This window comes from Methylotuvimicrobium buryatense 5G (genome assembly GCF_000341735.1).
Classification (GTDB): domain Bacteria; phylum Pseudomonadota; class Gammaproteobacteria; order Methylococcales; family Methylomonadaceae; genus Methylotuvimicrobium; species Methylotuvimicrobium buryatense.
Map to the genome: position 1 here is coordinate 547,165 of NZ_KB455575.1, position 22,762 is coordinate 569,926.

Consider the following 22,762-nt stretch of genomic DNA (forward strand, 5'->3'; position numbering starts at 1 on the left):
AAGCTGGCTTGGGACGCTGGGGCGTCACTACCATTAACTTAGAAAAAGCATTTTGTCCATGAAATACACGAAAATATTCAATTAGTTATGCTATCCAAGTTGCTCACCCAATAGGTGGGTCAAGGGATTTCTGTAACCGTATGATTAAGTTCGTATATTTCTTGATTTTCGTGGGCTATACCAGGGTAAACGCATTAAAACTACATATAAAATCAAATGGTTATAATACGTAGTATTTTCAGTAATTTCATAGCGGCAGCCTTTATTGCCACAAAATAAAAAACTAACAAATAAAATATTCTGCAAGCTTAGGTTGAATAGTCATAACATATTGATATGGCATTTATTTTAATGCGTTTGCCCTGTGGGCTATACCTTTCGCACTTCAAAATTCGGCACCGGGGTGTCCGTCAAAGGACGCCGTGAATACATCCCTGTAGGCTCTATGCCAGCTCCATGCTGGCAAAGCCTTTGCCGCACACCCCGGTGCCTCCTCAGGCACTGCCGAAATTTGAAGTACGAAAGGTATAAGTTAAACCGTCACAGAATAATAATTCTGGCATTCAGGTTTGAATGTGCTTCAAAAGCCTGTCATCCATGGCGGAATGACGTGTTTCCCTTCACTTAATGACAGTGACGTTGGGGCGTCCCATGGTACGAGGGTATGACTTTTAATATCTTGCTAAATCACCTGCAAAACGTTTAGCTGCGAATCCATAATCCATTTACTACTCACTTTTCTCTTTTTCAACTTCGTCATTCCAGATGGGGTTAACGCGGTCTTCCGGATTAAGCTTATCTTCATCACTTTGATAAATATGCCAGAACGATTTATCGATGGCGCCGTCTTTGTAGTTTTCTTTTTTCTCGTGACCGAATGGGCACCACCAATTTTCAACGATTTTTACCATGTAAGTATGCCACTCGAACAGGCCGACGCTGAGCGGACAATACCAAGTACAGTTGAATATCCAATAAAGTTTCGATTGTGAAGGACTCAGCTTGAATGTCGGGTCCATCGTAACTTGGTTTTTTAGGTTATAGCGGTGGGTCGAGCGGGCCGGCAAGAAATCGGATAAGGTTTTGAGGTCTTTGGCCCCGATCAAGCGTAAATGTAGATAGGTTAAATAAGCGCTAGCAAATACGAATGGTAACGTCAGTATCGGTAAATAAATCAACGGTACCCCGATCGCTCTTTTCCAAACAGGAACGTTTCGGTAATTGCGTCCGATGGCAACGCGGTGAGCGCAGGAATTGCAGGCTTTCATGGTTAATAGACCTCTTTATTAGGTGGTGTGATTGGGTCGTCGGGTTGATTGGCGTCGGCGCTTTGATTTTCGTTGAGCAGTTGATAAATACTCAAACAACCGGCACAGCAGAAGAGTAACTGTTTTGTGGGTGTGTCGAGTGTAAATCCTTTTATTTCAACCGATTGGCCGCATAATGCGCATGGCGGCTTTTTTGCTTCAGTAGACATGTAACGAAACGATCATAAGCTTGGAGAAACGGCGCAAAAAAACGTCTTTAGATAATCCGTTTCGGGTATTGCCGGGTGTATCGGGTGATCGGGACCCTGTCCTCCAGCGGCAAAAAAAATTAAATGTCGATCTATATGGCGCGCGGAAGATCTTAGGATCTCGTGGAGCGCATCGCGTCCTAGATGGTGTGAACAGGATGCTGAAACCAGTATGCCGTTCGGAGATAATATTTGCAAGGCTAAATGATTGAGTCGCCGGTAGGCTTCGTAGCCCTGCTTAAAATCTTTTTTGCGTTTAATCAATGCGGGCGGGTCAAGGACGATAATATCGTAATGTCGGTTTTCTTGACGGGCTGTCTTCAGAAAATCGAAAACATCGCTATGCACGAACTTCATCTTAGTTTCCACGCCGTTTAATTGCGCATTGTTCGATGCGAGTTTCAGTGCATTTTCGGAGGCATCGACGCAAGTGACTTCGGAGGCTCCGGATACGGCGGCAGGAATACTCCAGGCCCCGGTATAGCAGAACAGATCCAATACGCTTCGTTCTTTACATAGTTGCATAAGACGATTGCGGCTGTCGCGATGGTCGTAAAACCAGCCGGTTTTTTGGCCTTCTTGAATATCGACTCTAAATAAGCAGCCGTTTTCCTCAATGACCATTGTTTCCGGCAAACTGCCGTAGATGATTTCGTTGTCTAAAGGCAAGCCTTCCAAAGCTCGTTGACCATTGTCGTTTTTCAATACGATGGCTTGCGGGGCAAGCAGGTCGATCAGAGCGGTCAGTAAGTCGTCTTTGTGGCGTTCAATGCCGGCGGTCGTGATTTGCACCGATAAGACATCGCCGAAACGATCCACAACCAAGCCGGGTAGGCCGTCGCTTTCTCCGAACACAAGACGATAATAAGGTTTGCCGAAGAGTTGTTCGCGCAGTTGCAATGCGGTATTGAGTCGTTTTTTAAAAAATTTGACGCTACAGCTCAGATCGGGTTTTCTGGAGAGTAAACGCGCGCAAATCAGGGTGTGTGGATTGATATAGGCGCTTCCCAATGCTTTGTCGTCAGCCGCAAGTATATTAACCAGTTGCCCTGGTTCAAAATCGTTGAGCACGCTTCGTTTGGTGTCGATTTCATTACTGAAAATCCATAAATGGCCTTGGCGCAAGCGTCGGTCTTCGTTTTTCTTTAAATAAATTTCAGGATGCGGCATGAATTAAATGAGTTCGAAAGTATAGCCGCCGACCGAAGTGCCGGGTGCGGCGATGGCGAGACCAATTTCGATGGTTTCGTGAGGTGCGATTTTGTCGGTGCGAAAAGTTAAGTTTTTCCGTGAAAACGCGCGTTGCGCGAACGGTTCTCCGGAAAGCTTCAATAAAGTCAGTTTAATGCCCGGATACGGCTGGGCGAATTCGGCCTGATTGTTGATGATGGCCTTAAAATAGTAATTTTGATCTGCGGTCAAGATCAGCGAGCTCGCTAAGACCGAAAAGTCGGCCAGGTTTCTGTAATCGGGTAATGAACAGCCTAAATAAGAACACGCTTCAATGAGCCAGGGTCTGAGTTTTTCGTGTTGTAATGCTGAAGGTCCCAGGAAATAGATGATTTGTACGCATAGCAGTATGATGCCGGCGGCTACGGATAAATTCCATAAAAGCGGATTCGTCGGCTTGCGGTCTTGTACCCAAGGCAGCTGCTCTTCAGGTGGGGCTATTGCAACATTCGCCGGTGTGTCGCTAAGTCGCTGCAGTGCATCGAATTGCGTCGAGCAGTGGGGGCAGCGGATTATGCCCCGAGTTTCGCGTAATTGATCTATTGTCAACGTTTGCGGGTGGTGGCATTCGGGGCATTGTGTGAACATCGCTTATGTATCCTTTCGGCCGTCAAGGCGGCACCAGTCTTCTTGGATTGTCGGCGGATTGATTGAAATAAACGGCCGGTACGCTGCGCTAACGGCTTCGGCTTGTTCTTTCAAAATGCCGGATAAAACCAAGGAGCCGGCAGGAGCGAGTAATGAGGCAATTTTACCGGATAATTCAATTAGCGGTTGAGCCAATATATTTGCTATGACGACGTCGGCTGTGCAGCTGCAAGCCGCGAATTGTTCCGGTAAATAGCATCGAATTTTATCGGCAATGCCGTTTTTCATCGCATTGTCGTGTGTCGCTGTTAGTGCCTGCGGATCGATATCGATAGCATGAGCTTCACGAGCGCCGAGCAACACAGCGGCAACCGCCAGGATTCCCGATCCGCAGCCGTAGTCTATGACGGTTTTGTCGCTCAGGTCATGTTCGGCAAGCCATTCCAGGCACAATGCGGTAGTCGGATGCGTGCCGGTACCGAAGGCAAGCCCCGGATCGAGAGTCAGGCAAACCGTGCCGGGCTCTTGTTGTTCTTGTCCGGTCGGACAAACCCAAAGACGATCGGCAAACTTCATCGGGTGATAATGTTCCATCCAGGCGCGTTCCCAGGCTTGGTCTTCCAGAACCTCTGCCGACCACTCCTTGAGCGGATGCCGATTAAAAACGTCGAAGACTCGTGCTTTAATGTCTTCCGGCTGCGCATCGAGTTCGAACAACGCGATGACTTTTGTATTTGGCCAGATCTTGGTTTCGCCGGGCAGCGGTTCGTAAACCGGTTGGTCCTCTGCATCCATATACGTGACCGAAACCGCGCCCAGATCGCTGAAATAATCCGAAAGTTCGGGCGCCGAGACTTCGTCGGTAATTACGCTTAATTGATGCCAAGACATAAAGCCATTGTTGTTGAGTAAAGGAGGGTATTTATTGGAAGTGCTAACGCGGATAGGATTTTGCGGTCGGGTCAACGATGGCGTAACCCGACCCGACCATGCGCGCTAGGTTAAGCCCAGTAGCTTTTCAAGATAATGAATATTGCGTTGTCCGGCGATGAATCCGGAGTCGGTCATAATGTCTTTTTGGAGCGGTATATTAGTTTTTATACCATCGATTACCATTTCGTTCAATGCGGTCGTCATTCTTGCAATCGCACTATTGCGGTTTTCGCCGTGCGCGATTAGCTTGCCGATCATCGAGTCGTAATAGGGCGGTACTTTGTAACCGTTATAGATGTGCGTTTCGCATCGTATGCCGGGGCCTCCCGGCATATGGAATTGATGGATTGTGCCGGGGCAGGGCATGAAGGTTTTAGGGTCCTCGGCATTGAGTCGGCACTCGATCGCATGACCCTGAATTTTGACTTGCTCTTGAGTAATCGATAAGGGTAAGCCGTAGGCGATACGTAATTGTTCCTTAACGATATCGAAGCCGGTGACCATTTCGGTAACCGGATGCTCGACTTGAACCCGCGTATTCATTTCTATGAAGAAAAACTCGCCTTTTTCATACAAGAATTCGAAGGTCCCGGCGCCCAGGTAGCCGATGTCGCGGCAGGCTTTCGCGCACAATTCGCCCATGCGATTACGTTCTTCGTCGGTAATGCCGGGAGCGGGCGCTTCCTCGACGACTTTTTGGTGCCTGCGCTGCATCGAGCAATCACGCTCGCCCAGATGTATTGCATTGCCGTGCGAGTCGGCCATCACCTGGAATTCGATATGGCGGGGATCTTCCAGGAATTTTTCCATGTACACAGTATCGTTGCCGAATGCGGCAGCCGCTTCCGCTTTCGTCATGGTAATGGCATTGATCAATGCGGCTTCGGTATGTACGGTACGCATACCGCGTCCGCCACCGCCGCCGGCGGCTTTAATGATAACCGGGTAGCCGATTTCCTGAGCCATTTGCAGGTTCTGTTTGTTATTGTCGGTTAACGGATTGCCGTTGCCCGGCACACATGGAATGCCGGCTGCTATCATTGCCTTTTTTGCGGCGATTTTGTCGCCCATTATGCGGATCGTATCTGCATTCGGACCGATAAAAACAAAGCCGCTTTGCTTCACTTTTTCCGAAAAATCGGCATTTTCGGACAGAAATCCGTATCCCGGATGAATGGCTTCGGCGTCGGTGACTTCGGCAGCGCTGATGATGGCCGGAATATTCAGATAGCTTTCGGAGGACGGTGCGGGACCAATGCAAACCGATTCGTCGGCCAGCCTGACATGCTTTAGATCCCGGTCGGCCACGGAATGGACCGCAACGACCTTGATTCCTAATTCACGGCAAGCGCGTAGAATGCGCAACGCTATTTCGCCTCGATTGGCGATAACTATTTTATCGAACATAATTAATTACCTTTGGTCTGTTATTCAATGACGAACAAAGGTTGGTCATATTCGACGGGTTGGCTGTTTTCAACCAATATTTGCGTCACCGTACCGGTTTTATCCGCTTCGATTTGATTGAGGATTTTCATCGCTTCAATGATACAGAGCGTGTCGCCCGCTTGTACTGCTTGTCCGATATCGACAAATGGTTTTGCGCCGGGAGTAGCGGACCGGTAAAAAGTACCGACCATCGGCGACTTGACGATGTGACCGGATATTTTTTTCTCGGCTGGTTCTGCCGGGCTTGGTGCCGGCATCGAAGGCGAGGCGGTCGGGGCAAGCGCAAGTTGGCTCGGTGCATAGCTAACCGGCGCATTATTCGAATATCGGCTGATGCGGACGGATTCTTCCCCTTCACTGATTTCTAATTCGGCAATGTCCGATTCTTCGATGAGTTCGATCAGTTTTTTTATTTTTCTAATATCCATTGTGTTATGTTCTCTTGGCTAATATCTCGTGAGCGGCCGTCAAGGCCAATTCGTAACCGATGGCACCCAGTCCGCAAACAACTCCCACGGCAATATCCGAAAAATAGGAATGTTTTCTAAAAGCTTCCCGGGCGTGTACGTTCGATAGGTGTACTTCAATAAAGGGAATCTTGGTCGCCAGCAATGCGTCGCGTATCGCTACGCTGGTATGAGTAAAAGCCGCTGGATTGATAATGATAAAATCGACATCGTCGGAAAATGATCGATGAATCAGTTCAACGATTTGGTGTTCGGCGTTATATTGGTGAAAACGAAGCGCGTGGCCAAGAGCCGAGGCGGATTTTTCCATTGCCGTCTGTATATCGGCTAGGGTTTTGCTACCGTAATGGGTAGGTTCTCTAAGGCCCAGCAGATTCAAGTTCGGACCATTGATAACGCAAAGATTCGCCATGCAATTGAAGTGCTAATTTAGGTTCGGAGGCGATAATTCTCCCTAATTTAAGCGCATTTGTCCATATTTATGTCATTTAACACAAATAGGGCGTAATCACTGGATCTTTTAAGATATTTGCCCGGTTTATCGAATGATTTAATGTTTTTTCAGTCGATCAAAGGCTCGATGATTTCGACAATTTTGGCGCGGGATAATTGCCCGGCTTGTTTATGAATCATCCGGCCTTGTTGATTGAAGATAAGACTGAAAGGAAGAATTCCGGCAGAATTGCCCCATTGTTGAGTCAGGATGATGCCTTGGTCGCCGGCGATCAGCATCGGATAATTGATGTCGACAAAGTCGAGATATTTTTCGACCGATTCTTTAGTTTCGATAGCGATGCCGACAAATTGCAAGCCGCGGCCCTGGTATTCTTGCTGCAAGGCAATAAATTCGGGGATTTCTTCGCGGCAGGGCGGACACCAAGTTGCCCAAAAGTTGACGATGACGATTTTACCGCGCCATTCGGATGAGCTGCGTTCGTTGCCGGTCAAATCGGGTAGTCGGTAATCCGGCAGTTCCATGGCCTCGGTTTGCGTTTCCGGTTGATTTTTGCTTTGCAGCCAAATGCCGCTGGCTAAAGCGACTGCAGCAGCGATGATAAGTACCGTGGTTTGTTTCATAAGTCGTCAACTTGCCGCAGTATGTTTAAAAAAGTGTTGGCATCCTGATAGCCTATCACGCGTAAGTGTTGTTTTTCGGCTAGATCGACTCCGAAAAATAAAGTGGCCGGGGGGCCGACTAAGTTAAATTTTCTCAGCAAGGCTTGATGCTCGGGATTGTTAGCTGTGACGTCCGCCTTCAATAAAACGAAGCGATTCAGTTCTTGTTTGACTTCTGGATGAGCGAAAGTATACGCATCCATTTCCTTGCACGAGACGCACCAGTCGGCATAAAAGTCGAGCATGACCGGTTGATTGTTGCGCGCTGCCGTTTCTATCCGATTTTCGAGCTCCTGTAGCGAGGCGACTTTGACAAAGGGTAGAGGGCTGTCGGCCTCGGCTGTACTTGCTAAGCTCAGTCCCTGTAAAGGTTTTAGCGGGTTATGGTTGCCCATGCCCAAGCCGATCAATAACAGGACGCCATAAGTCAGCATTACGACTCCCGCGCCTTTCCAAAGCTTTTTCCAGCCGCCGGCATTTTCACTTAACGGGTCGATAGCTTTCAGGTAAATGGCCGGAATGATCAGCAATAAGGCCCATAGAAACATCGTCATATCGGGAGGCAGAATACGGTCGAGCATCCATAACGCGACAGCCAGCATGATTACGCCGAAGACCGCTTTGGTCGTATTCAACCATTGTCCTGCTTTCGGTAATAATTTTCCTGCCGACGCGCCGATTATCAAAAGTGGCACGCCCATGCCGAAGCCCATCGCGAATAATGCGATGCCTCCGAGTATCGCATCGCCTGTTTGGCCGATATAGATCAATGCGCCGGCTAGGGGGGCGGCGACGCACGGTCCTACGATCAGCGACGATAACGAGCCCATGATCGCCGCGCCCCAAAACGAGCCGTCACGATGTTTATCGCTGGATTTATGCAGTCGGGTTTGAATCGATGCAGGCAATTCCAAATTGTAAAAGCCGAACATCGATAGCGACAATAGCACGAAAACCCCGCTGAATAGCGCGATGATCCAAGATTGCTGGAATACTGTTTGCAAGTTGCTGCCGAATAACGCAGCCAGTACTCCGAAGACCGTGTAGGTCAATGCGGAGGCGGTGACGTAACTTAGTGATAAAAGAAAGGCGCGGCCAGTGGTTACCCGGTTGCGTTGGCCGACGATGATGCCGGATAAAATCGGAATCATCGGGAAAATACAGGGCGTGAAAGACAGTAACAATCCAAAGCCGAAAAAGGACAGCAGCGTGAGCCAGAGCGTGCTTTGATGCAGCGATTGTACGATGCGGTCTTGTTCGGATTGTGGTTCATCGACCCGAGTGCTTATCGAAGAAATATTTTGCGTCGATACCGATGCGGTCGTCGGTAGAATCAATGGCGTGCTTTGCGACATCGGGGGATAGCATACGCCCCGATCCGCGCAGCCTTGAAATCGTGCTTGAAGGATAATGTTTTGTTGATCCGCTTGATAGCGGTTAATCGGCAGGTCGAAGCTTAGGTCGTTGCGAAAGATTTCAACGTTGCCGAATTCCTCGTCGTGGTAGGGTGTGCCTTTGGGCAAATTGAGGTTGCCGATTTTTACTTTATCGGAATCTAGGATATCGAATTGAAATTTGTCGCGATACAGATAATAGCCTTCCGCAATTTGCCAATTGACGGTCAACGTATTCGGGTCTTTGACCGAAGCGAAAAAGCGGAAGGCTTGTTCTGCCGGAAGCAATTCATCCTGGAACAGATTTAGCTTTAAGTCGCTCAGGCCCTGAACTAAGCCGAAAATCGAGCCGGTTTTCGCGGAAGGATCTTGATCTGGTAGGTCTACCGTCAGTCCGGTCTTTTGAGGAGGATAACAAATGCCGATATCGGCGCAACCCTGATGTTTAACCGCCAATTGCAAGGTATTAAGCGCATTGTCTAGCTTGATGAACGGTACTTCAACGATGAGTTCGTTTCGATAAATGACCATATCGCCGAAAAACTCGTCATGCTTGGTTTTTCCTGGAGGATAAGTGACATCGTCGAGTGTAATCCGTTCTGACCGGCTTTCAACGCCCAATTTATCGCGGTACAAATAGTAGCCGTCTGCGATCTGCCAGGTTAGAACGATTTTATTCTGTGTATTGGTCTTGGCAGTAAGTTTGAATGCTTGCTCTTGCGGCAGTAATTCGCTTTCGCTGATGGCAAAGGCGGCTTGATGAAAAGATGCAATGAGGCAAAGCAATATTATTTTGATAGGCATGAATCGATCCATTTCAGATACTCAGGCAAAGCGTGTTCGACAGAGACCGCGACGATCTCGGGAAGTTCATAAGGATGAGCCTCTTGTATGCACCGTTCCACTTGCGGGTAAATGTCGCGTCGTGTCTTAACTAGCAGCAGGTATTCCTGCGCCGTTTCGATTCGATCTTGCCAGCGATAAACGGAAGTCAATCCTGGAAGAATATTCACGCAAGCGGCAAAATTCTCTCCGATTAACGTATGTGCGATTGAGCTTGCCGTATTCTGGTCCGGACAGGTGCAAAAGAGGATAATGTGATTCGACATAACGAGAGACTCGGTCAATTTGTACTGGAGTTTCGGTTTTAAAATCCCTATATTGTACCGTTTAATCCGGGATAAGGCAGCGGGGCAATTTTTCGCCGACCTTGGTTCATTGATCTTGAGCGGGTGAAAATGGGTTTATAACTTTCGTACTTCAAGTTTCGGTAGTGCCCGAGGACACCCCGGTGCCGGATTTTGATCTACGATGGGTATAATTGATTTCAAATGGGAAACTTTCCGGGGTTATCTGTTTCCAATGTGAAATTTGTTTAGGAATTTTAAATGAAAGTTTTTCAAGTTGTATTTTTGTGTTTTTTGATCATTCCTTTTCTAGAGATTTATTTGTTGCTGACCATCGGCGGCTTGATCGGTGTATTTCCGACGGTTTTTTTGGTGGTATTTACTGCTGTATTGGGCGCTGCTTTGTTAAGACAGCAAGGTTTTGCGACCTTAAGGCGTTTTCAAGCGAATTTGAATCAGGGCGTGGTTCCCGCTTACGAAATGATAGAGGGGCCGATTTTGCTGGTTGGTGGCGCATTGTTGTTGACTCCGGGTTTTTTTACCGATGTGCTTGGCTTTGCATGTCTAATTCCTCAATTGCGCGGCAAAATTGCCCGTTATGTGATTGAGAATCATCTGATACAGGCTGGTGGCGCGGTTCATCCCGGTCGACCTAAAGATAATAATGTTCTGGAAGGCGAATATAAAAAAGAGGATTGACAGAACTTTATTTTATAAGCTGCTTGATCTACGTCCCTGTAGAATTTAAGCGCTTATTGGCTGCTTTCCGATTCGCCGCTTGTGCAAGTGTTCTTGTTGAGTCCGGAATAAACCGGACACCAACCGAAAAAAGAGGTGCCGATTAAAACGGTTCCTAACAGCAATAAAATAATTTTTGCGGTGAATAAGGATATCAATACTAATGCCGCGCCTCCGAACATGCGGTATTTTTTATCCTTATCGCCAAGATTGTGTTCGAATTTTATCATGCGTTTAAAATCGAAGCTCATTGTAAGTCCCCTCTGCTAATTAATGTTGGTTATTAAAGCCTGGTCCGGCCGTCATTGTTGCTTTCCTTAAACGCGCATAGCTTATAGAAATGTTTCAACGATAACAAATGGATATTACTTCAATTATTAATCCTCTCAATGATGCCCAGCGCGAGGCGGTATCGGCACCTTCTCGCGCAATGTTGGTTTTAGCCGGCGCCGGCAGCGGCAAGACCCGGGTCTTGGTGCATCGCATCGCCTGGCAGATTCAAGTCGAAGGCCATTCGCCGCATAGCATCTTAGCCGTCACCTTTACTAATAAAGCCGCAACGGAAATGCGCACTCGCATAGAAGACCTGCTCAATATTTCTGCACGCTCGATGTGGATAGGTACCTTTCATGGGCTTGCGCATCGTTTGCTCAGGCGTCACGCAAAAGATGCGCAACTGCCAGAAACCTTTCAAGTCATGGACTCGGACGATCAGTTGCGCCTGATCAAGCGCCTCTACAAAAACCTGAATCTGGACGAGGCCAAGTGGCCGCCCAAGCAAGCGCAATGGTATATCAACGGGCAAAAAGACGAGGGTATTCGAGCCAAGCACATGCCGGAAACCGGGGATTTTTTCCAGCGGCAAATGCTGGCGATTTATAAGGCTTATGAAGAGGTCTGTCAGCGCTCCGGTCTGGTCGATTTTGCCGAACTGCTGCTACGCGCGCATGAATTGCTGCGCGATAATCCCGAAACCTTGAGCTTTTATCAACAACGGTTCCGGCATGTGCATGTCGACGAATTTCAAGATACCAATACGATCCAATATGCTTGGTTACGGTTGTTGACGCAAGACCGCGATAATCTGTTCGTGGTCGGCGACGACGATCAATCCATTTACGGATGGCGCGGCGCAAAAATTGAAAATATCTACCGTTTTCAGAAGCATTTTCCGAATCATAAAGTCGTCAAACTGGAACGAAACTACCGTTCGACCGGCCATATTCTGAAAGCGGCCAACCGGGTGATCGAACATAACGAAGGACGGATGGGCAAGGAGCTTTGGACCGAAAGCGGCGACGGCGAGCCGATTTCGGTCTATGCCGCATTCAACGAGCAAGACGAGGCTTATTATGTCGTCGAGCGTATTCGGAAATGGGTCCATGAAGGCGGTTCGCGAAGCGATATCGCGATTCTTTACCGCTCCAATGCGCAGTCGCGCCAGTTCGAGGAAAAGCTGATCGCGACCAGTATTCCTTATCGTGTCTATGGCGGCTTGCGCTTTTTCGATCGGGCCGAAATCAAGAATGCCTTGGCTTATTTGCGCCTAATGGCCAATCCCGATGACGATGCATCTTTCGAACGCGTAATCAATACGCCGACGCGCGGTATAGGGGCTAAATCATTGGACGACATTCGGGTATTGGCGCGGGATAAGAATTTATCGCTTCGGCAGGCGGTTGAGTTCGCGATTGCACAAAAATTGACGACGCCAAGGGCTGGGAATGCCATGTCCGGATTCATTGCTTTAGTTCGGAGTTTGGCCGAACAGACGCAAGGTTTACCGTTGTTCGAGCAAGTTAAGATCGTCGTCGAAAAGTCCGGGTTGATCGAGTTTTATAAAAAAGAAAAAGGCGATAAGGGCGAGGCCCGCGTCGAAAACTTAGAAGAATTGGTCAATGCCGCTCGACTGTACGAGTACGACCAGGATAACGAAGAAAACCTGAGCGAACTTGACATGTTTTTGACGCATGCGGCGCTCGAAGCCGGTGAAATGCAAAGCAATGCCGAACAAGATTGCGTGCAGCTGATGACCTTGCATGCCGCTAAGGGCTTGGAATTCAAGCGGGTGTTCATGGTCGGCTTCGAGGAAGGTTTGTTTCCGTCGCAACAATCGGTCGAGGATCCGGGGCGCTTGGAAGAAGAGCGTAGGCTATGTTATGTCGGCATGACCCGCGCGATGGAAAACTTGTGTTTGACCTATGCCGAATCCCGGCGCTTGTGGGGGCGCGAAACCTATCCGAAGGCTTCGCGGTTTTTGCGAGAAATTCCGGCCGAAACGCTTCAGGAAGTCAGGATGCGCGCCCAGGTCAGCCGTCCGGTTTCATTCACCGGAAACATGGATAGTCATGAGCCGGGGACATACAAATTAGGGCAGCGCGTTCGTCACGAAAAATTCGGCGAAGGGGTGGTGCTGCAAAGAGAAGGTAGCGGCGCACAGGAGCGCATTCAGATCAATTTTCAAGCAGTAGGCATCAAATGGCTGATGTTATCTTATGCCAAGTTGGAAGGGGTGGGGGCGTAACATATCGACTATGGTTTGAGTCAATCAAAACGTTTGGGCAGCAATTCCCAGTTTGAACATGTTCTCGCAGTTTAGGGTGGAGAGCATGCCTGTCGAGGAACGCCGTGAACCGGTCCGTGGTGGCTTGACGGCAGTTCGAAGGCCAAGGAAGGCGTGAATGCAGATTTTGTATTACGCCATGGATGGCGTCTATTATGGCACTAACAGTAGGCGTTTTAGGCGCGTTGTAGCCCATATGCAGTGTAGCCTAATACGGGAGAAATCGCGACGAAGGCGTCGCTCCCACAGCCCGCTGTTAACCCTTTGTGGGAGCGATCCCCTGATCGTGATTTCGAGGTCGAAAGTATTAGGCAACAATAAATGGTATCGAAGACTCATTGGCTAAGATAGCAAAAGGGTAATACATTACTTGTGTATAACGGCGATGAGGTCTCCGCCGTGGGAGCCCATACCTTGGCTGCCAAGAGAGATAGGTATGCATTTCCACGCTGGAGCGATGGAAACGAGGAAAGATGATCTGTGATGCGTATTCTTAACCGCACGAATCGAAAAGATAAGTCGTCACCTTATTGGGGCCGTATTCTGCCGACCATTCCTCGAGAATCGTACGCAATATTTCATAGTCCTCGGGAGTGTTTCGGCGTAGCAAGTCTGCACCGAGAACCATCAGGATGAGGTTTTGCTCATTATTATCAACTTGCAGGTCCCTTAGTACATCGAGCAGCGCATCCCAATTGCGGCCGAATGACGCCGGCAGCGACAACGTATCGGATAGCCGTTGCATGGCGGATTTTTTGTCACGGCAGCCCGTAAGATCGATTTCCACCAGATGTAGCGAATTACGACGGGCCTCGTTTCGGATTTCCCGCGGAGTGGATAACGGCGTTAATGTCATCATTGCGGCACCGGAAAGGCACGGAAACTGTTGTAATGATCGTCGGTGTAATACCACACTTGAGGCGGCTGTCCGCCTGTAACGATGCGCCGTGCTCCCCGATGACTCAGTCCGGGCGTATCGACCGTGTACTCGCGGTAGTATCCTCGAGGTTTCTGCGGCAAGTGTCTTTCTCGGTTGAAAAATGTTTTATCGTCCTGAGGATACGGATGAGGACCGCCTTGCTGTATACGCCGGATCGTGAGGTAGGCTTCTTTCGGTAAAAAAGCCGTTTCGGTATCATGCTTAGTGCTTCCTTCGGTCGAGCCGATGATTGTTTTGGCTTCATCGATTATTGACGTATCGAAGTTCCACCACTGGGCCAAGCCCACAATCAATGCGACTAAAATTAGCCAACGAGGAAATCCCCTCATATGTACTCCCTTCTCGGTCCAGGTTTATCGATAAAATTGCGTTTTTCGATCGTGATTTCAATGGATTTGGGAGTGTCTGTCAATGATCAACAGCATTGAGCCGCAGGCGGATGCTCATTGCCTCGGCAAAAATCGTTTCAGCTCCGGCAGACAAGAGCCGCAGCCCGTTCCTGCGCTGAGTCGCTGCCCGATTTGTTCGACGTTCGCTAAATTGAATTCCCTGATCGCTTTGGCGATCGATTTTTCGCCGACATTGAAACAGGAACAAACCAAGCGACCGCAATCCTCTTGTCCTTCCGGCGGCAGAGCGCTCAGTAGTCGCAGGCGCTCCTCTTTGTTGATCTGCGGTTGGGCGAATAGCGTTTCAAGCCAGCCTGTTTCCGGCAATGGCGGTGTTGAGGACACGAATAAGCAAACTTCCAATCGTCCGTCGATGATTAGCGCGCTGCGATAAACTCCCCGTTCCGGATCGCTGTATTCTAAACAATGAGGGTTGTTCGACTCGCCGGATAGCGATTTTAGCCAATCGCGCCAGGAAGGGAAGGGGGTTCGGTCGGCTAGCTCGTACCGGATGAAGTCGTTGCCTTTGACTGTAACGCGATATTCTATATCGTCTAGCATCAATGGCGAACGCGACAATACCATTGCGTACCAGATCGCTCGATAAGGCGTGATGGCTGCCGGGGTTTGCTTGCTTTCCGGTTGACCGGAATGCGGATCGACGACCGGGTTGACCAATACGCCGACGCGTCCTCTGCTAGTGAGTTGCGCCGTCCAGTGCATCGGCACGAACAGACTGCCGGGTTGCTGGTTTTCGGTGACGACGACTCGGGCGATCATATTGCCCCACAGACTAGAGATCGTCGCTAGGTCATGCGTTTGTAAATGATAACGTGCCGCATCGAGCGGATGGATCTCGACGAAGGGCTCCGGTTTATGAGCATTGAGTTTCGCCGACAAGCCGGTTCGGGTCATCGTATGCCATTGATCACGCAGGCGTCCGGTATTCAATGTGAAAGGATAATTCGGATCGGGCTTATTAACCGGCGGGCGCGGACGTATCGCAATGAACCGGGCTTTTCGGGACGGAGTATAAAACTTGCCGTCGGCGAAAAGGCGCGCTGTGCCGTTAGGATCCATTTTAGTGACTGGCCATTGCACAGGTTGTAAACGGTCATAGGCGCCTTCGGTCAGATCCGCGAAGGCTGAAATATCGAAATCGCGCGGTTGGCCTTCCCTGTTATTTTCAAATCCGGAAAGCGCGGCGTGTTCACGGAAAATGTCGGCGCTGGACCGGTAATCGAAGGCATGCTTGAAGCCCATGCGGGCGGCAACTTGGCTTATAATCCACCAGTCCGGCTTAGCCAAACCGGAAAACGGAAATAGCGGGCGCTGTCTGGAAATGCGCCGTTCCATATTCGTAACGGTACCGTCTTTTTCGCTCCAGCCGGCCGCCGGTAGGCGGATATGCGCCAAATCGACCGTGTCGGTGTTCTTGATGCAATCCGATACGATGACGAGATTGCAGCGTTTGAGCGCATTTTTGACTTTATCGGCGTCCGGCAGCGTGACCACAGGGTTCGTTGCGATAATCCAGACGGCCTTGATGGTGCCCGCATCGATTGCATCGAAGAGTTCGACCGCTTTCAGGCCGGGGCGGGGCGCGATCCGGTCGGTTTGCCAAAAGCGGGCGACGCGGTCGATATGCTCGGGGTTATCTAGCTCCATGTGCGCTGCCAAAGTATTGGCCAAGCCGCCGACTTCGCGTCCGCCCATCGCATTTGGCTGACCGGTGAACGAAAAAGGCCCCATGCCCGGCTTGCCGATTCTACCGGTCGCTAAATGACAGTTGATGATGGCATTGCATTTATCGGAGCCGGAGGCCGATTGATTGATGCCTTGGGAATAGACCGTGACGGTTTTACCGGTGTTCGCAAACCAGTCGAAAAATTTTTCGACATCGGCCACGGACAAACCGCAGTCTTGCGCGACACGTTCAATGCTTCCTGCAGAGCTTCGGGCGGACTGCAAAGCCCATTCGAAATCCTCGGTATGCGCGGCGATGTAGTTTTTATCGAGCGCATCGTTTTGCGCCAAATAGGCCAACAAACCGTTGAATAGTAAGCCGTCCATGCCCGGTTTGATCGCCAAATGCAAATCCGCGCTGTCGCATGTCGCGGTTCGGCGCGGATCGATGACGACGATTTTCAGCGCCGGATTATTTTCTTTGGTTCTGAGGATGCGTTGAAACACGACCGGGTGACACCATGCGGTGTTCGACCCGGTCAGCACGATCAATTCGGCGGCTTCCAAGTCTTCATAGCTGCACGGGACGGCATCGGCGCCGAAGGCCCTTTTATAGCCGGTGACGGCCGAGGACATGCACAGCCTTGAATTGGTGTCGATATTGGCCGAACCGATAAAGCCTTTCATGAATTTATTGACGACATAATAGTCTTCGGTCAATAACTGGCCCGAGACATAGAACGCGATCGCATCGGGCCCGTATTGCCGGATGACTGAGGTCAAACCGTCGGCAACGGTGTCGAGCGCGGTATTCCAGTCGCATGGTATGCCATGGACTTCGGGGTATAGCAGACGGTTTTCCACCGACACGGTATCGCCCAATGCCGAGCCTTTCGAACATAGTTTTCCGAAATTGGAAGGGTGATCCGGGTCGCCTTGTATCGTCACTTGGTGGCCGATAGCATCGTCGACGGTTGCAACGATACCGCAGCCGACTCCGCAATAGGGACAAGTGGTTTTGATTGTCTTTTCGTTCATGGCGGCGGTCATGCGGCAATCGGTAAGGGTGGGCGCCCGAAAATCAAACAATCGCGGTACGGCGAAATATCGGTTCGGCTCTTCAAGCAATCGAGATACCAAGCCGAATCGCCGGTATCGCCGTAGAGCACGATACCGGCGATACGCCGATTCTTGATGACCAATTTTTTATAGATATGCAGGGCCGGATCCTTGAAAACGATCTGCTCGCATTGTTCTCCGCCATTGAAATCGCCTGCCGAAAACAGATCGATGCCGGTGACCTTGAGCCGGGTTGCCGGCAACAGGCTTTGATAACGCGAATCGGTTCGATGGGTCAGTTGCCGGGCGCAGACTTTGGCTTGCTCGTACACCGGCGCGACCAGTCCGAATAATTCGCCGCGATGCTGCACGCATTCGCCGACCGAATAGATATCAGAGTCGCTGGTTTGCATCGCGTCGTCGACGACGATGCCTTGTTCGCAGTCGAGTCCGATGGCTTTTGCGAGCGCGATATTCGGCTGGATACCGGTTGCCATGATCAGTAGATCGGCGGGTAGAGAACTTCCGTTGTTCAATTCGACTTCGGAGATATGGCCGTTTCGGCTGATGATGTTTTCGATCGTGCAACCCAGCTCGAAGCGAAGCCCCTTGGCTTCGAGCTGGGATTTCAAGAGATCGCCAGCCTCGTTATCGAGTTGGCGATTTAATAAATGGTCCGCGCGGTTGATGACGGTGACGTTCATGCCGCGCTGCTTAAGACCGTTGGCGGCTTCCAAACCCAACAAGCCGCCGCCGAGTACGATGGCGTGCCGTTTGCTTAGGCTTTTTGCGATCATCGCTTCGACGTCGGAGATTTCGCGAAAACTCATCACACCCTCGGTATCGCGGCCCGGAATCGGAAGGATCAACGGCAGCGAACCCGTTGCGATCAATAACCGGTCGTAAGTGGCCTCCGTACCGTCCTTTGCGATCACGCGGCGGCGGTTGCGGTCGACATCGACGACGGTTTTACCCGGGCCGCAATGCAACGTGATATGGTGTTTTCGGTACCAGGCAAAGTCGTGAATCATGATGTCATCGATCCGTTTTTCGCCGTACAAGATCGGTGTTAACAAGATACGATTGTAATTCCCGTAAGGTTCGGCGCCGAATACGGTGATGTCGTATAAGTCGGGTGCCGATTCGATCAAGGCTTCGACGGTACGCATGCCCGCCATGCCGTTACCGATGACGACCAGTTTTTGTTTCATGACCATTCTCCTCAAAGAAGATGCGGGCGCGTTGACTTTACCGGGTGAATGAATAGCCGAGTCGCGCCGGCAAACCGGTTAAAACGAAATGTTGCCTTGTACCCAAACCTTTTGCGTGTCGTTTTGGGCAAAGGCGGGGGCGTTGGCGTCGGCGACGTAATAGGCGTACTTCAACAAGACGGAATAATGCTTGCCGAACGCCTTGGTGACTTGAAAATCGTATTCATTGCCGTAATCGACACTACCGCTGTCATCGGTGAAGTTGTGATAAACGAACATCAAATTGGCGCCGAGCACGCTGCTGCCTAATGTGAAATTGACGTCACGAATACCGTCGGCCGGCGTTGCCAGAAAACGGTCGGCCCAGCCTTGAAATGCATGATTAGTCCCGAGCGGCGTTTGAAATGCATTGCGTCCATTGCCGTTAAGTTGTTCCATCGCCGCTTTTCCGGTAATACCGAATAACGTTAAACCGCCCATCAAGTTGTAACGGTCCAATGCGAAGCTGTTCGGATTGTTTTGATAATCGGCTTGATAGCTGTATTCGGCCGTGTAATGCAGCGCCAAGTCTTCGTTGATTTGCGGCGAGCCGATCAGTCTTATGCCGTAGGTCTGGCTAGAGCGGCCGAACAACGCCTTATCTTCGGTATATTTCAACCAGTAACCGTAAGCAACGGCGCTGCCCAAATTGCCGAAGTTGTAATTGACGTTGAGTAACGGCAGTTCGGTGTTGTCGGTCAACGAAAGAATGGTTCGGACCCTGCCGATATAACCGGCCCGAATCGTCAAATCCGCAATCGAAGTATTGGTTACCAACACCGAATCGTAGGTCATTTCCATTTGCCGCCACCCGACGTTACCGATGAAACGATCGTCGTCCAGCTTGATGCGTTGCCGGCCGCCCTTGATCAAGGTATCCGGAATACCGTTAAAGGTGAGCCAGAGTTGATTCAACTCGTGTTGGTCGGCCGGGTCGGCGACGACATGATAACGGCTGTTGCCGGTGGATACGCCATTGTAATCGCGCTGCGCGGCAAAGACGTTTTCGTACTCGGCGAAACCTTGCCAACCGAATACATTCGGGCTTAAATAGCCCAGGCGTAAACGGAAGGTGTTGGCATTGGCCGGTTCCGGCGGGGTACCTTCGGTGTTGGCGTGTTCGTAACGGTAGTTCAGATCGAAAGTGACTTGACCGTATTTCCCGTCGCTTTGCCCGAACTTGAGCGCGTTTTCAATCGTTTCGTCGAAGCCGCCGGCCTGGGCTGACGATGTAATCGCGATTAATGTCGCTGAACAGGCGGTATGCCAAGACCTTCGGGTTTTAAGCGTTGAAGCGTTAGCTAACAGCATCGTAATCTCCTTAATGAACATGAAATCTTATTGATCGCACATGCGATCCATTAGAACGGGCTTAGGCAACACGCGGTAACATCAAGTACACATCGCGTACCGTCTACAAGCGTCTCAATGCGTATGGTCGCATTCGGCCAGAAAGGTCAGTAGGCTTTCCCGGTACTGGTAATAATCCGGGTGATCGAGCAAGGCTTGTCGTGTGCGCGGCCTCGGTAGGTCGATCGTTTCGATCTTGCCGATCTTCGCGTGCGGACCGTTGGTCATCATCACGACCCGATCGGCGAGCAGGATGGCCTCGTCGACATCATGGGTCACGACGATCGCGGTCACATGGGTCCGTTCCCAAACTTCCATCAGGACTTCCTGCAATTCCCAACGGGTCAGCGAATCGAGCATGCCGAACGGTTCGTCGAGCAATAACAGTTTCGGCGACAGCGCGAAAGCGCGGGCGATGCCGACCCGTTGCCGCATCCCGTTGGAGAGGTCCGCCGCTTTTTTCTCCATCGCATCGGCAAGTCCGACGCGGGTTAGATAATATTCGACGATATCGTCGCGCTCGGATTGCGATGCATGCGGGTAAACGTTATCGACGCCGATCATGACGTTCTCGAATGCGGTCAACCAGGGAAACAAGCTGGGCGATTGGAACACGACGCCTTTATCCGGGCCGGCGCTGTCGATTTCTTTGTTGTCGAGCACAATGCCGCCTTCGGATACGTCGGTTAAACCGGCGGTCATCGACAGCACGGTCGATTTGCCGCAGCCCGAATGGCCGATGATCGAGATGAATTCCCCTTTTTTGACTAACATATCAAATCCGTCTACAACCTTGACCGTACTCTTGCCGTCGGGCGTCGGATAGATTTTCGAGAGTTGCGAGAATTCCAAATAACGCGGTTTGCCAAGGTCATTTTGTCTGGGTTTTAAAGCCGAGTTATCCAATTTCCAATCGTTGCTAGTGTTGGGTCGCACGTCCGGCAAGACGACCGCATCGCTGCCGGATTCGGCTTTTTGCATACCGACGCCCATTAAGTAACGGGTGATTTCGGCACGGAGTTTCTTGAAGGCTTCGTCGTGGTTCAGTGCGGCCCGGTCGCGCGGCCTTGCCAGCGGAATCTTGAAGTTTGGGCCGAATGTCGCGCCGGGTCCAGGATTCAGCGCGATGACGCGATCGGCCATATAAATGGCTTCGTCGACATCGTTCGTGATTAAAATCACGGTTTTCTTTTCCGCTTGCCAAATCGCGATGATTTCATCCTGAAGTTTGCCGCGCGTCAGTGCATCTAATGCGCTCAACGGTTCGTCCAGCAACAAGATATCGGGATCGGCGGCCAAGGCCCTCGCCACATTGACGCGCTGGCGCATGCCGCCCGATAATTCGGCCGGTTTTTTGGTCATTGCTGCGCCCAAATTGACCATGCGCACATATTTTTCGGTATGCGCTTTACGCCGGTCGGCCGGCCAATCCTTGAAGCGTTGATCGACGGCCAGAGCGACATTGTCGAATACGGTCAGCCAAGGTAGCAGCGAATAATTTTGAAAGACCACGCAGCGGTCAGGCCCCGGTCCTTTGATCGGCCGGCCTTGTTTAAGTACCTCGCCGCTGTCGGCCTCGATCAATCCGGCGATCGTTGAAATCAGCGTGGTCTTGCCGCTGCCGGAAAAGCCGACGATCGCGATAAATTCGCCTGCCTCGATGTCCAGATTGATGTTTTTCAATACCGACGTTTTAGCTTTTCCCTCGCCGTACGATTTGCAAACGTTTTTGAGTTGTAAAAAAGGTTTCAATGAATGGACCTTGGCTAACGGTGCAGAGGGTGCCGGCGTGTCGATTGATTCGTCATCGCTACGTAAGAGTTGGGATGTTTTCATGTCGGTCTCCGGGTCAGAGCGTTTTGCCGAATGAGAAGGCTTGTTGCAGCGAATGCATGACGCGGTCCAGCATGAAACCGATGATACCAATCGTGAATACCGCGACCATGATACGGCCCAGCGAATTCGAGCTGCCGTTTTGAAACTCGTCCCAGATAAACTTTCCGAGGCCGGGGTTTTGTGCGAGCATTTCGGCTGCGATCAGCACCATCCAGCCGACCCCAAGCGACATGCGCATGCCGGTGAAGATATAAGGCAAGGCCGAAGGCAGTACGATTTTCTTGATCTGCGTACTCCAGTTGAGGCGAAGGACTTTGCCGACATTGACCAAATCCTTGTCGATCGACGAGACGCCGACCGCGGTGTTGATCAGAGTCGGCCATAGAGAACAGAGCGTGACGGTAATCGCCGAAGTCAAAAACGCTTTTTCGAACCATGAATCGTCGGTCGTGATGTAGACCGCGCTAACAACCAGCGTCACAATCGGCAACCAAGCGAGCGGTGAAACCGGTTTGAAAATCTGAATCATCGGATTGATCGCGGTATTGATGACCGGGCTCATGCCGCAAAGAATACCGAGCGGTACTGCAATCAATGTTGCAATGATAAAGCCGGTGAATACGGTATAAAGACTGGTCAAAATTTGATCGAAGTAAGTCGGTTTTCCGGTATAAGGCCGAGTTTTGATTTCGGCTTTCGGGTCGTTTGCCAACCTTTGTTGATTGCGGATTTTTTGGCGCTCGTAGAATGCGGCCTTTTTTTCTCTTTCGGCATAATGGGCGCCGATCAGGCCCTGCGCTTCTTGCCATACGGCTTCAGGCCCCGGAATCGCCCCCAAACTGGTTTGGATTTTTACGGCCGAGGCATTCCAAAGACCTAGGAATACGACAAAAGCCAGTATCGGCACGATGATCGTCAAACCGATTTGCCGCATTTGCTGCTGCGGATTTTCGCCTGCGCAGAGCTTGACGAACGGTACGAACCAGGTCAGCCCGGTTACGTTGAAAAATTTGATTAATGTAGTCGACATGGCGAACCTCTTTGTCTAACCAACGGTCATGTTTAGGCATGAATGTCTAAAAAAATGGCGCATCCCTGCACCTAGGCGACATTCGATGTCACTATCGGAAG

General features: G+C 50.5%; 21 protein-coding genes. 2 read left to right on the forward strand and 19 right to left on the reverse strand.

Features of this window, described 5'->3' with window-relative positions:
• Positions 1 to 728: 728 nt before the first annotated feature.
• The 11 genes from METBU_RS0102615 to cutA all read right to left on the reverse strand — a co-directional run bounded on the left by METBU_RS0102615 (position 729) and on the right by cutA (position 9,802).
• Positions 729 to 1,268 carry a hypothetical protein gene (locus METBU_RS0102615; RefSeq protein WP_017839147.1) on the reverse strand — a complete coding sequence of 180 codons (540 nt, stop codon included), beginning with the start codon at positions 1,266 to 1,268 and terminating at the stop codon, positions 729 to 731.
• A 2-nt stretch (positions 1,269 to 1,270) separates the two neighbouring features.
• A complete protein-coding gene (locus METBU_RS25745; RefSeq protein WP_083877600.1) occupies positions 1,271 to 1,477 on the reverse strand; it encodes a hypothetical protein in 207 nt (68 codons plus the stop codon).
• Positions 1,478 to 1,489: 12 nt separating this feature from the next.
• Positions 1,490 to 2,686, reverse strand: coding sequence for a class I SAM-dependent rRNA methyltransferase (locus tag METBU_RS0102620; RefSeq protein WP_017839148.1), 1,197 nt, complete (start codon positions 2,684 to 2,686; stop codon positions 1,490 to 1,492).
• A gap of 3 nt (positions 2,687 to 2,689) precedes the next feature.
• Positions 2,690 to 3,334 carry a zinc-ribbon and DUF3426 domain-containing protein gene (locus METBU_RS0102625; RefSeq protein WP_017839149.1) on the reverse strand — a complete coding sequence of 215 codons (645 nt, stop codon included), beginning with the start codon at positions 3,332 to 3,334 and terminating at the stop codon, positions 2,690 to 2,692.
• A 3-nt stretch (positions 3,335 to 3,337) separates the two neighbouring features.
• Positions 3,338 to 4,225, reverse strand: coding sequence for a 50S ribosomal protein L11 methyltransferase (gene prmA, locus METBU_RS0102630; protein ID WP_017839150.1), 888 nt, complete (start codon positions 4,223 to 4,225; stop codon positions 3,338 to 3,340).
• Positions 4,226 to 4,330: 105 nt separating this feature from the next.
• Positions 4,331 to 5,674 carry an acetyl-CoA carboxylase biotin carboxylase subunit gene (gene accC, locus METBU_RS0102635; RefSeq protein WP_017839151.1) on the reverse strand — a complete coding sequence of 448 codons (1,344 nt, stop codon included), beginning with the start codon at positions 5,672 to 5,674 and terminating at the stop codon, positions 4,331 to 4,333.
• 20 nt (positions 5,675 to 5,694) lie between these two features.
• Positions 5,695 to 6,144: an acetyl-CoA carboxylase biotin carboxyl carrier protein gene (gene accB, locus METBU_RS0102640; RefSeq protein ID WP_017839152.1), complete on the reverse strand. Its 450-nt coding sequence runs from the start codon at positions 6,142 to 6,144 to the stop codon at positions 5,695 to 5,697.
• Between the two features lie 4 nt (positions 6,145 to 6,148).
• Positions 6,149 to 6,595, reverse strand: coding sequence for a type II 3-dehydroquinate dehydratase (gene aroQ / locus METBU_RS0102645; protein WP_017839153.1), 447 nt, complete (start codon positions 6,593 to 6,595; stop codon positions 6,149 to 6,151).
• Positions 6,596 to 6,744: 149 nt separating this feature from the next.
• Positions 6,745 to 7,260, reverse strand: a complete 516-nt coding sequence (locus METBU_RS0102650; protein ID WP_017839154.1) for a TlpA family protein disulfide reductase — start codon at positions 7,258 to 7,260, stop codon at positions 6,745 to 6,747.
• The gene (gene dsbD, locus METBU_RS0102655; RefSeq protein WP_017839155.1) at positions 7,257 to 9,497 is read right to left on the reverse strand and encodes a protein-disulfide reductase DsbD; all 2,241 of its coding nucleotides are present in this window, start codon (positions 9,495 to 9,497) and stop codon (positions 7,257 to 7,259) included. The genes METBU_RS0102650 and dsbD overlap by 4 nt, the downstream gene beginning before the upstream one ends.
• Positions 9,482 to 9,802 (reverse strand): divalent-cation tolerance protein CutA, encoded by a 321-nt coding sequence (gene cutA / locus METBU_RS0102660; RefSeq protein ID WP_014148755.1) that lies wholly within the window; start codon positions 9,800 to 9,802, stop codon positions 9,482 to 9,484. Before cutA ends, dsbD begins: the two co-directional genes overlap by 16 nt.
• 279 nt (positions 9,803 to 10,081) lie before the next feature.
• Between cutA and METBU_RS0102665 the strand changes: the two genes are divergently transcribed.
• Entirely contained in the window at positions 10,082 to 10,519 is a 438-nt protein-coding gene (locus tag METBU_RS0102665) for an FxsA family protein (RefSeq protein ID WP_014148754.1), read from the forward strand.
• A gap of 53 nt (positions 10,520 to 10,572) precedes the next feature.
• Here the strand turns inward: METBU_RS0102665 and METBU_RS0102670 are convergent, their stop codons facing one another.
• Entirely contained in the window at positions 10,573 to 10,809 is a 237-nt protein-coding gene (locus tag METBU_RS0102670) for a YgaP family membrane protein (RefSeq protein ID WP_014148753.1), read from the reverse strand.
• 107 nt (positions 10,810 to 10,916) lie between these two features.
• Between METBU_RS0102670 and uvrD the strand changes: the two genes are divergently transcribed.
• Positions 10,917 to 13,082, forward strand: coding sequence for a DNA helicase II (gene uvrD, locus METBU_RS0102675; protein ID WP_014148752.1), 2,166 nt, complete (start codon positions 10,917 to 10,919; stop codon positions 13,080 to 13,082).
• Between the two features lie 532 nt (positions 13,083 to 13,614).
• Here the strand turns inward: uvrD and METBU_RS23130 are convergent.
• From METBU_RS23130 to METBU_RS0102710, 7 genes are all read right to left on the reverse strand, one after another.
• Positions 13,615 to 13,980 carry a barstar family protein gene (locus tag METBU_RS23130; RefSeq protein ID WP_014148751.1) on the reverse strand — a complete coding sequence of 122 codons (366 nt, stop codon included), beginning with the start codon at positions 13,978 to 13,980 and terminating at the stop codon, positions 13,615 to 13,617.
• Positions 13,977 to 14,390, reverse strand: coding sequence for a guanyl-specific ribonuclease (locus METBU_RS0102685; RefSeq protein WP_014148750.1), 414 nt, complete (start codon positions 14,388 to 14,390; stop codon positions 13,977 to 13,979). Before METBU_RS0102685 ends, METBU_RS23130 begins: the two co-directional genes overlap by 4 nt.
• Before the next feature lie 114 nt (positions 14,391 to 14,504).
• On the reverse strand, positions 14,505 to 17,174 hold the full coding sequence (locus METBU_RS0102690) for a nitrate reductase (RefSeq protein WP_040575432.1): 2,670 nt from the start codon (positions 17,172 to 17,174) through the stop codon (positions 14,505 to 14,507).
• An 8-nt stretch (positions 17,175 to 17,182) separates the two neighbouring features.
• Complete coding sequence (locus tag METBU_RS23135; protein ID WP_017839158.1) at positions 17,183 to 18,406, reverse strand: NAD(P)/FAD-dependent oxidoreductase; 1,224 nt, start codon at positions 18,404 to 18,406, stop codon at positions 17,183 to 17,185.
• A gap of 78 nt (positions 18,407 to 18,484) precedes the next feature.
• Positions 18,485 to 19,756: an alginate export family protein gene (locus METBU_RS0102700; protein WP_017839159.1), complete on the reverse strand. Its 1,272-nt coding sequence runs from the start codon at positions 19,754 to 19,756 to the stop codon at positions 18,485 to 18,487.
• Between the two features lie 114 nt (positions 19,757 to 19,870).
• The gene (locus METBU_RS0102705) at positions 19,871 to 21,631 is read right to left on the reverse strand and encodes an ABC transporter ATP-binding protein (RefSeq protein ID WP_017839160.1); all 1,761 of its coding nucleotides are present in this window, start codon (positions 21,629 to 21,631) and stop codon (positions 19,871 to 19,873) included.
• A 13-nt stretch (positions 21,632 to 21,644) separates the two neighbouring features.
• On the reverse strand, positions 21,645 to 22,661 hold the full coding sequence (locus METBU_RS0102710; RefSeq protein WP_017839161.1) for an ABC transporter permease: 1,017 nt from the start codon (positions 22,659 to 22,661) through the stop codon (positions 21,645 to 21,647).
• Positions 22,662 to 22,762 lie beyond the last annotated feature (101 nt).

Coding starts and splice junctions, on each gene's coding strand:
- METBU_RS0102690 (WP_040575432.1), bottom strand. CDS start 17,174: ATGAACGAAAAGACAATCAAAACCACTTGTCCCTATTGCGGAGTCGGC.
- METBU_RS0102710 (WP_017839161.1), bottom strand. CDS start 22,661: ATGTCGACTACATTAATCAAATTTTTCAACGTAACCGGGCTGACCTGG.
- METBU_RS0102685 (WP_014148750.1), bottom strand. CDS start 14,390: ATGAGGGGATTTCCTCGTTGGCTAATTTTAGTCGCATTGATTGTGGGC.
- METBU_RS0102625 (WP_017839149.1), bottom strand. CDS start 3,334: ATGTTCACACAATGCCCCGAATGCCACCACCCGCAAACGTTGACAATA.
- accC (WP_017839151.1), bottom strand. CDS start 5,674: ATGTTCGATAAAATAGTTATCGCCAATCGAGGCGAAATAGCGTTGCGC.
- METBU_RS0102700 (WP_017839159.1), bottom strand. CDS start 19,756: ATGCTGTTAGCTAACGCTTCAACGCTTAAAACCCGAAGGTCTTGGCAT.
- METBU_RS0102620 (WP_017839148.1), bottom strand. CDS start 2,686: ATGCCGCATCCTGAAATTTATTTAAAGAAAAACGAAGACCGACGCTTG.
- METBU_RS0102705 (WP_017839160.1), bottom strand. CDS start 21,631: ATGAAAACATCCCAACTCTTACGTAGCGATGACGAATCAATCGACACG.
- cutA (WP_014148755.1), bottom strand. CDS start 9,802: ATGTCGAATCACATTATCCTCTTTTGCACCTGTCCGGACCAGAATACG.
- aroQ (WP_017839153.1), bottom strand. CDS start 6,595: ATGGCGAATCTTTGCGTTATCAATGGTCCGAACTTGAATCTGCTGGGC.
- METBU_RS0102650 (WP_017839154.1), bottom strand. CDS start 7,260: ATGAAACAAACCACGGTACTTATCATCGCTGCTGCAGTCGCTTTAGCC.
- dsbD (WP_017839155.1), bottom strand. CDS start 9,497: ATGCCTATCAAAATAATATTGCTTTGCCTCATTGCATCTTTTCATCAA.
- METBU_RS23130 (WP_014148751.1), bottom strand. CDS start 13,980: ATGATGACATTAACGCCGTTATCCACTCCGCGGGAAATCCGAAACGAG.
- accB (WP_017839152.1), bottom strand. CDS start 6,144: ATGGATATTAGAAAAATAAAAAAACTGATCGAACTCATCGAAGAATCG.
- METBU_RS0102615 (WP_017839147.1), bottom strand. CDS start 1,268: ATGAAAGCCTGCAATTCCTGCGCTCACCGCGTTGCCATCGGACGCAAT.
- uvrD (WP_014148752.1), top strand. CDS start 10,917: ATGGATATTACTTCAATTATTAATCCTCTCAATGATGCCCAGCGCGAG.
- METBU_RS0102665 (WP_014148754.1), top strand. CDS start 10,082: ATGAAAGTTTTTCAAGTTGTATTTTTGTGTTTTTTGATCATTCCTTTT.
- METBU_RS0102670 (WP_014148753.1), bottom strand. CDS start 10,809: ATGAGCTTCGATTTTAAACGCATGATAAAATTCGAACACAATCTTGGC.
- METBU_RS23135 (WP_017839158.1), bottom strand. CDS start 18,406: ATGAAACAAAAACTGGTCGTCATCGGTAACGGCATGGCGGGCATGCGT.
- prmA (WP_017839150.1), bottom strand. CDS start 4,225: ATGTCTTGGCATCAATTAAGCGTAATTACCGACGAAGTCTCGGCGCCC.
- METBU_RS25745 (WP_083877600.1), bottom strand. CDS start 1,477: ATGTCTACTGAAGCAAAAAAGCCGCCATGCGCATTATGCGGCCAATCG.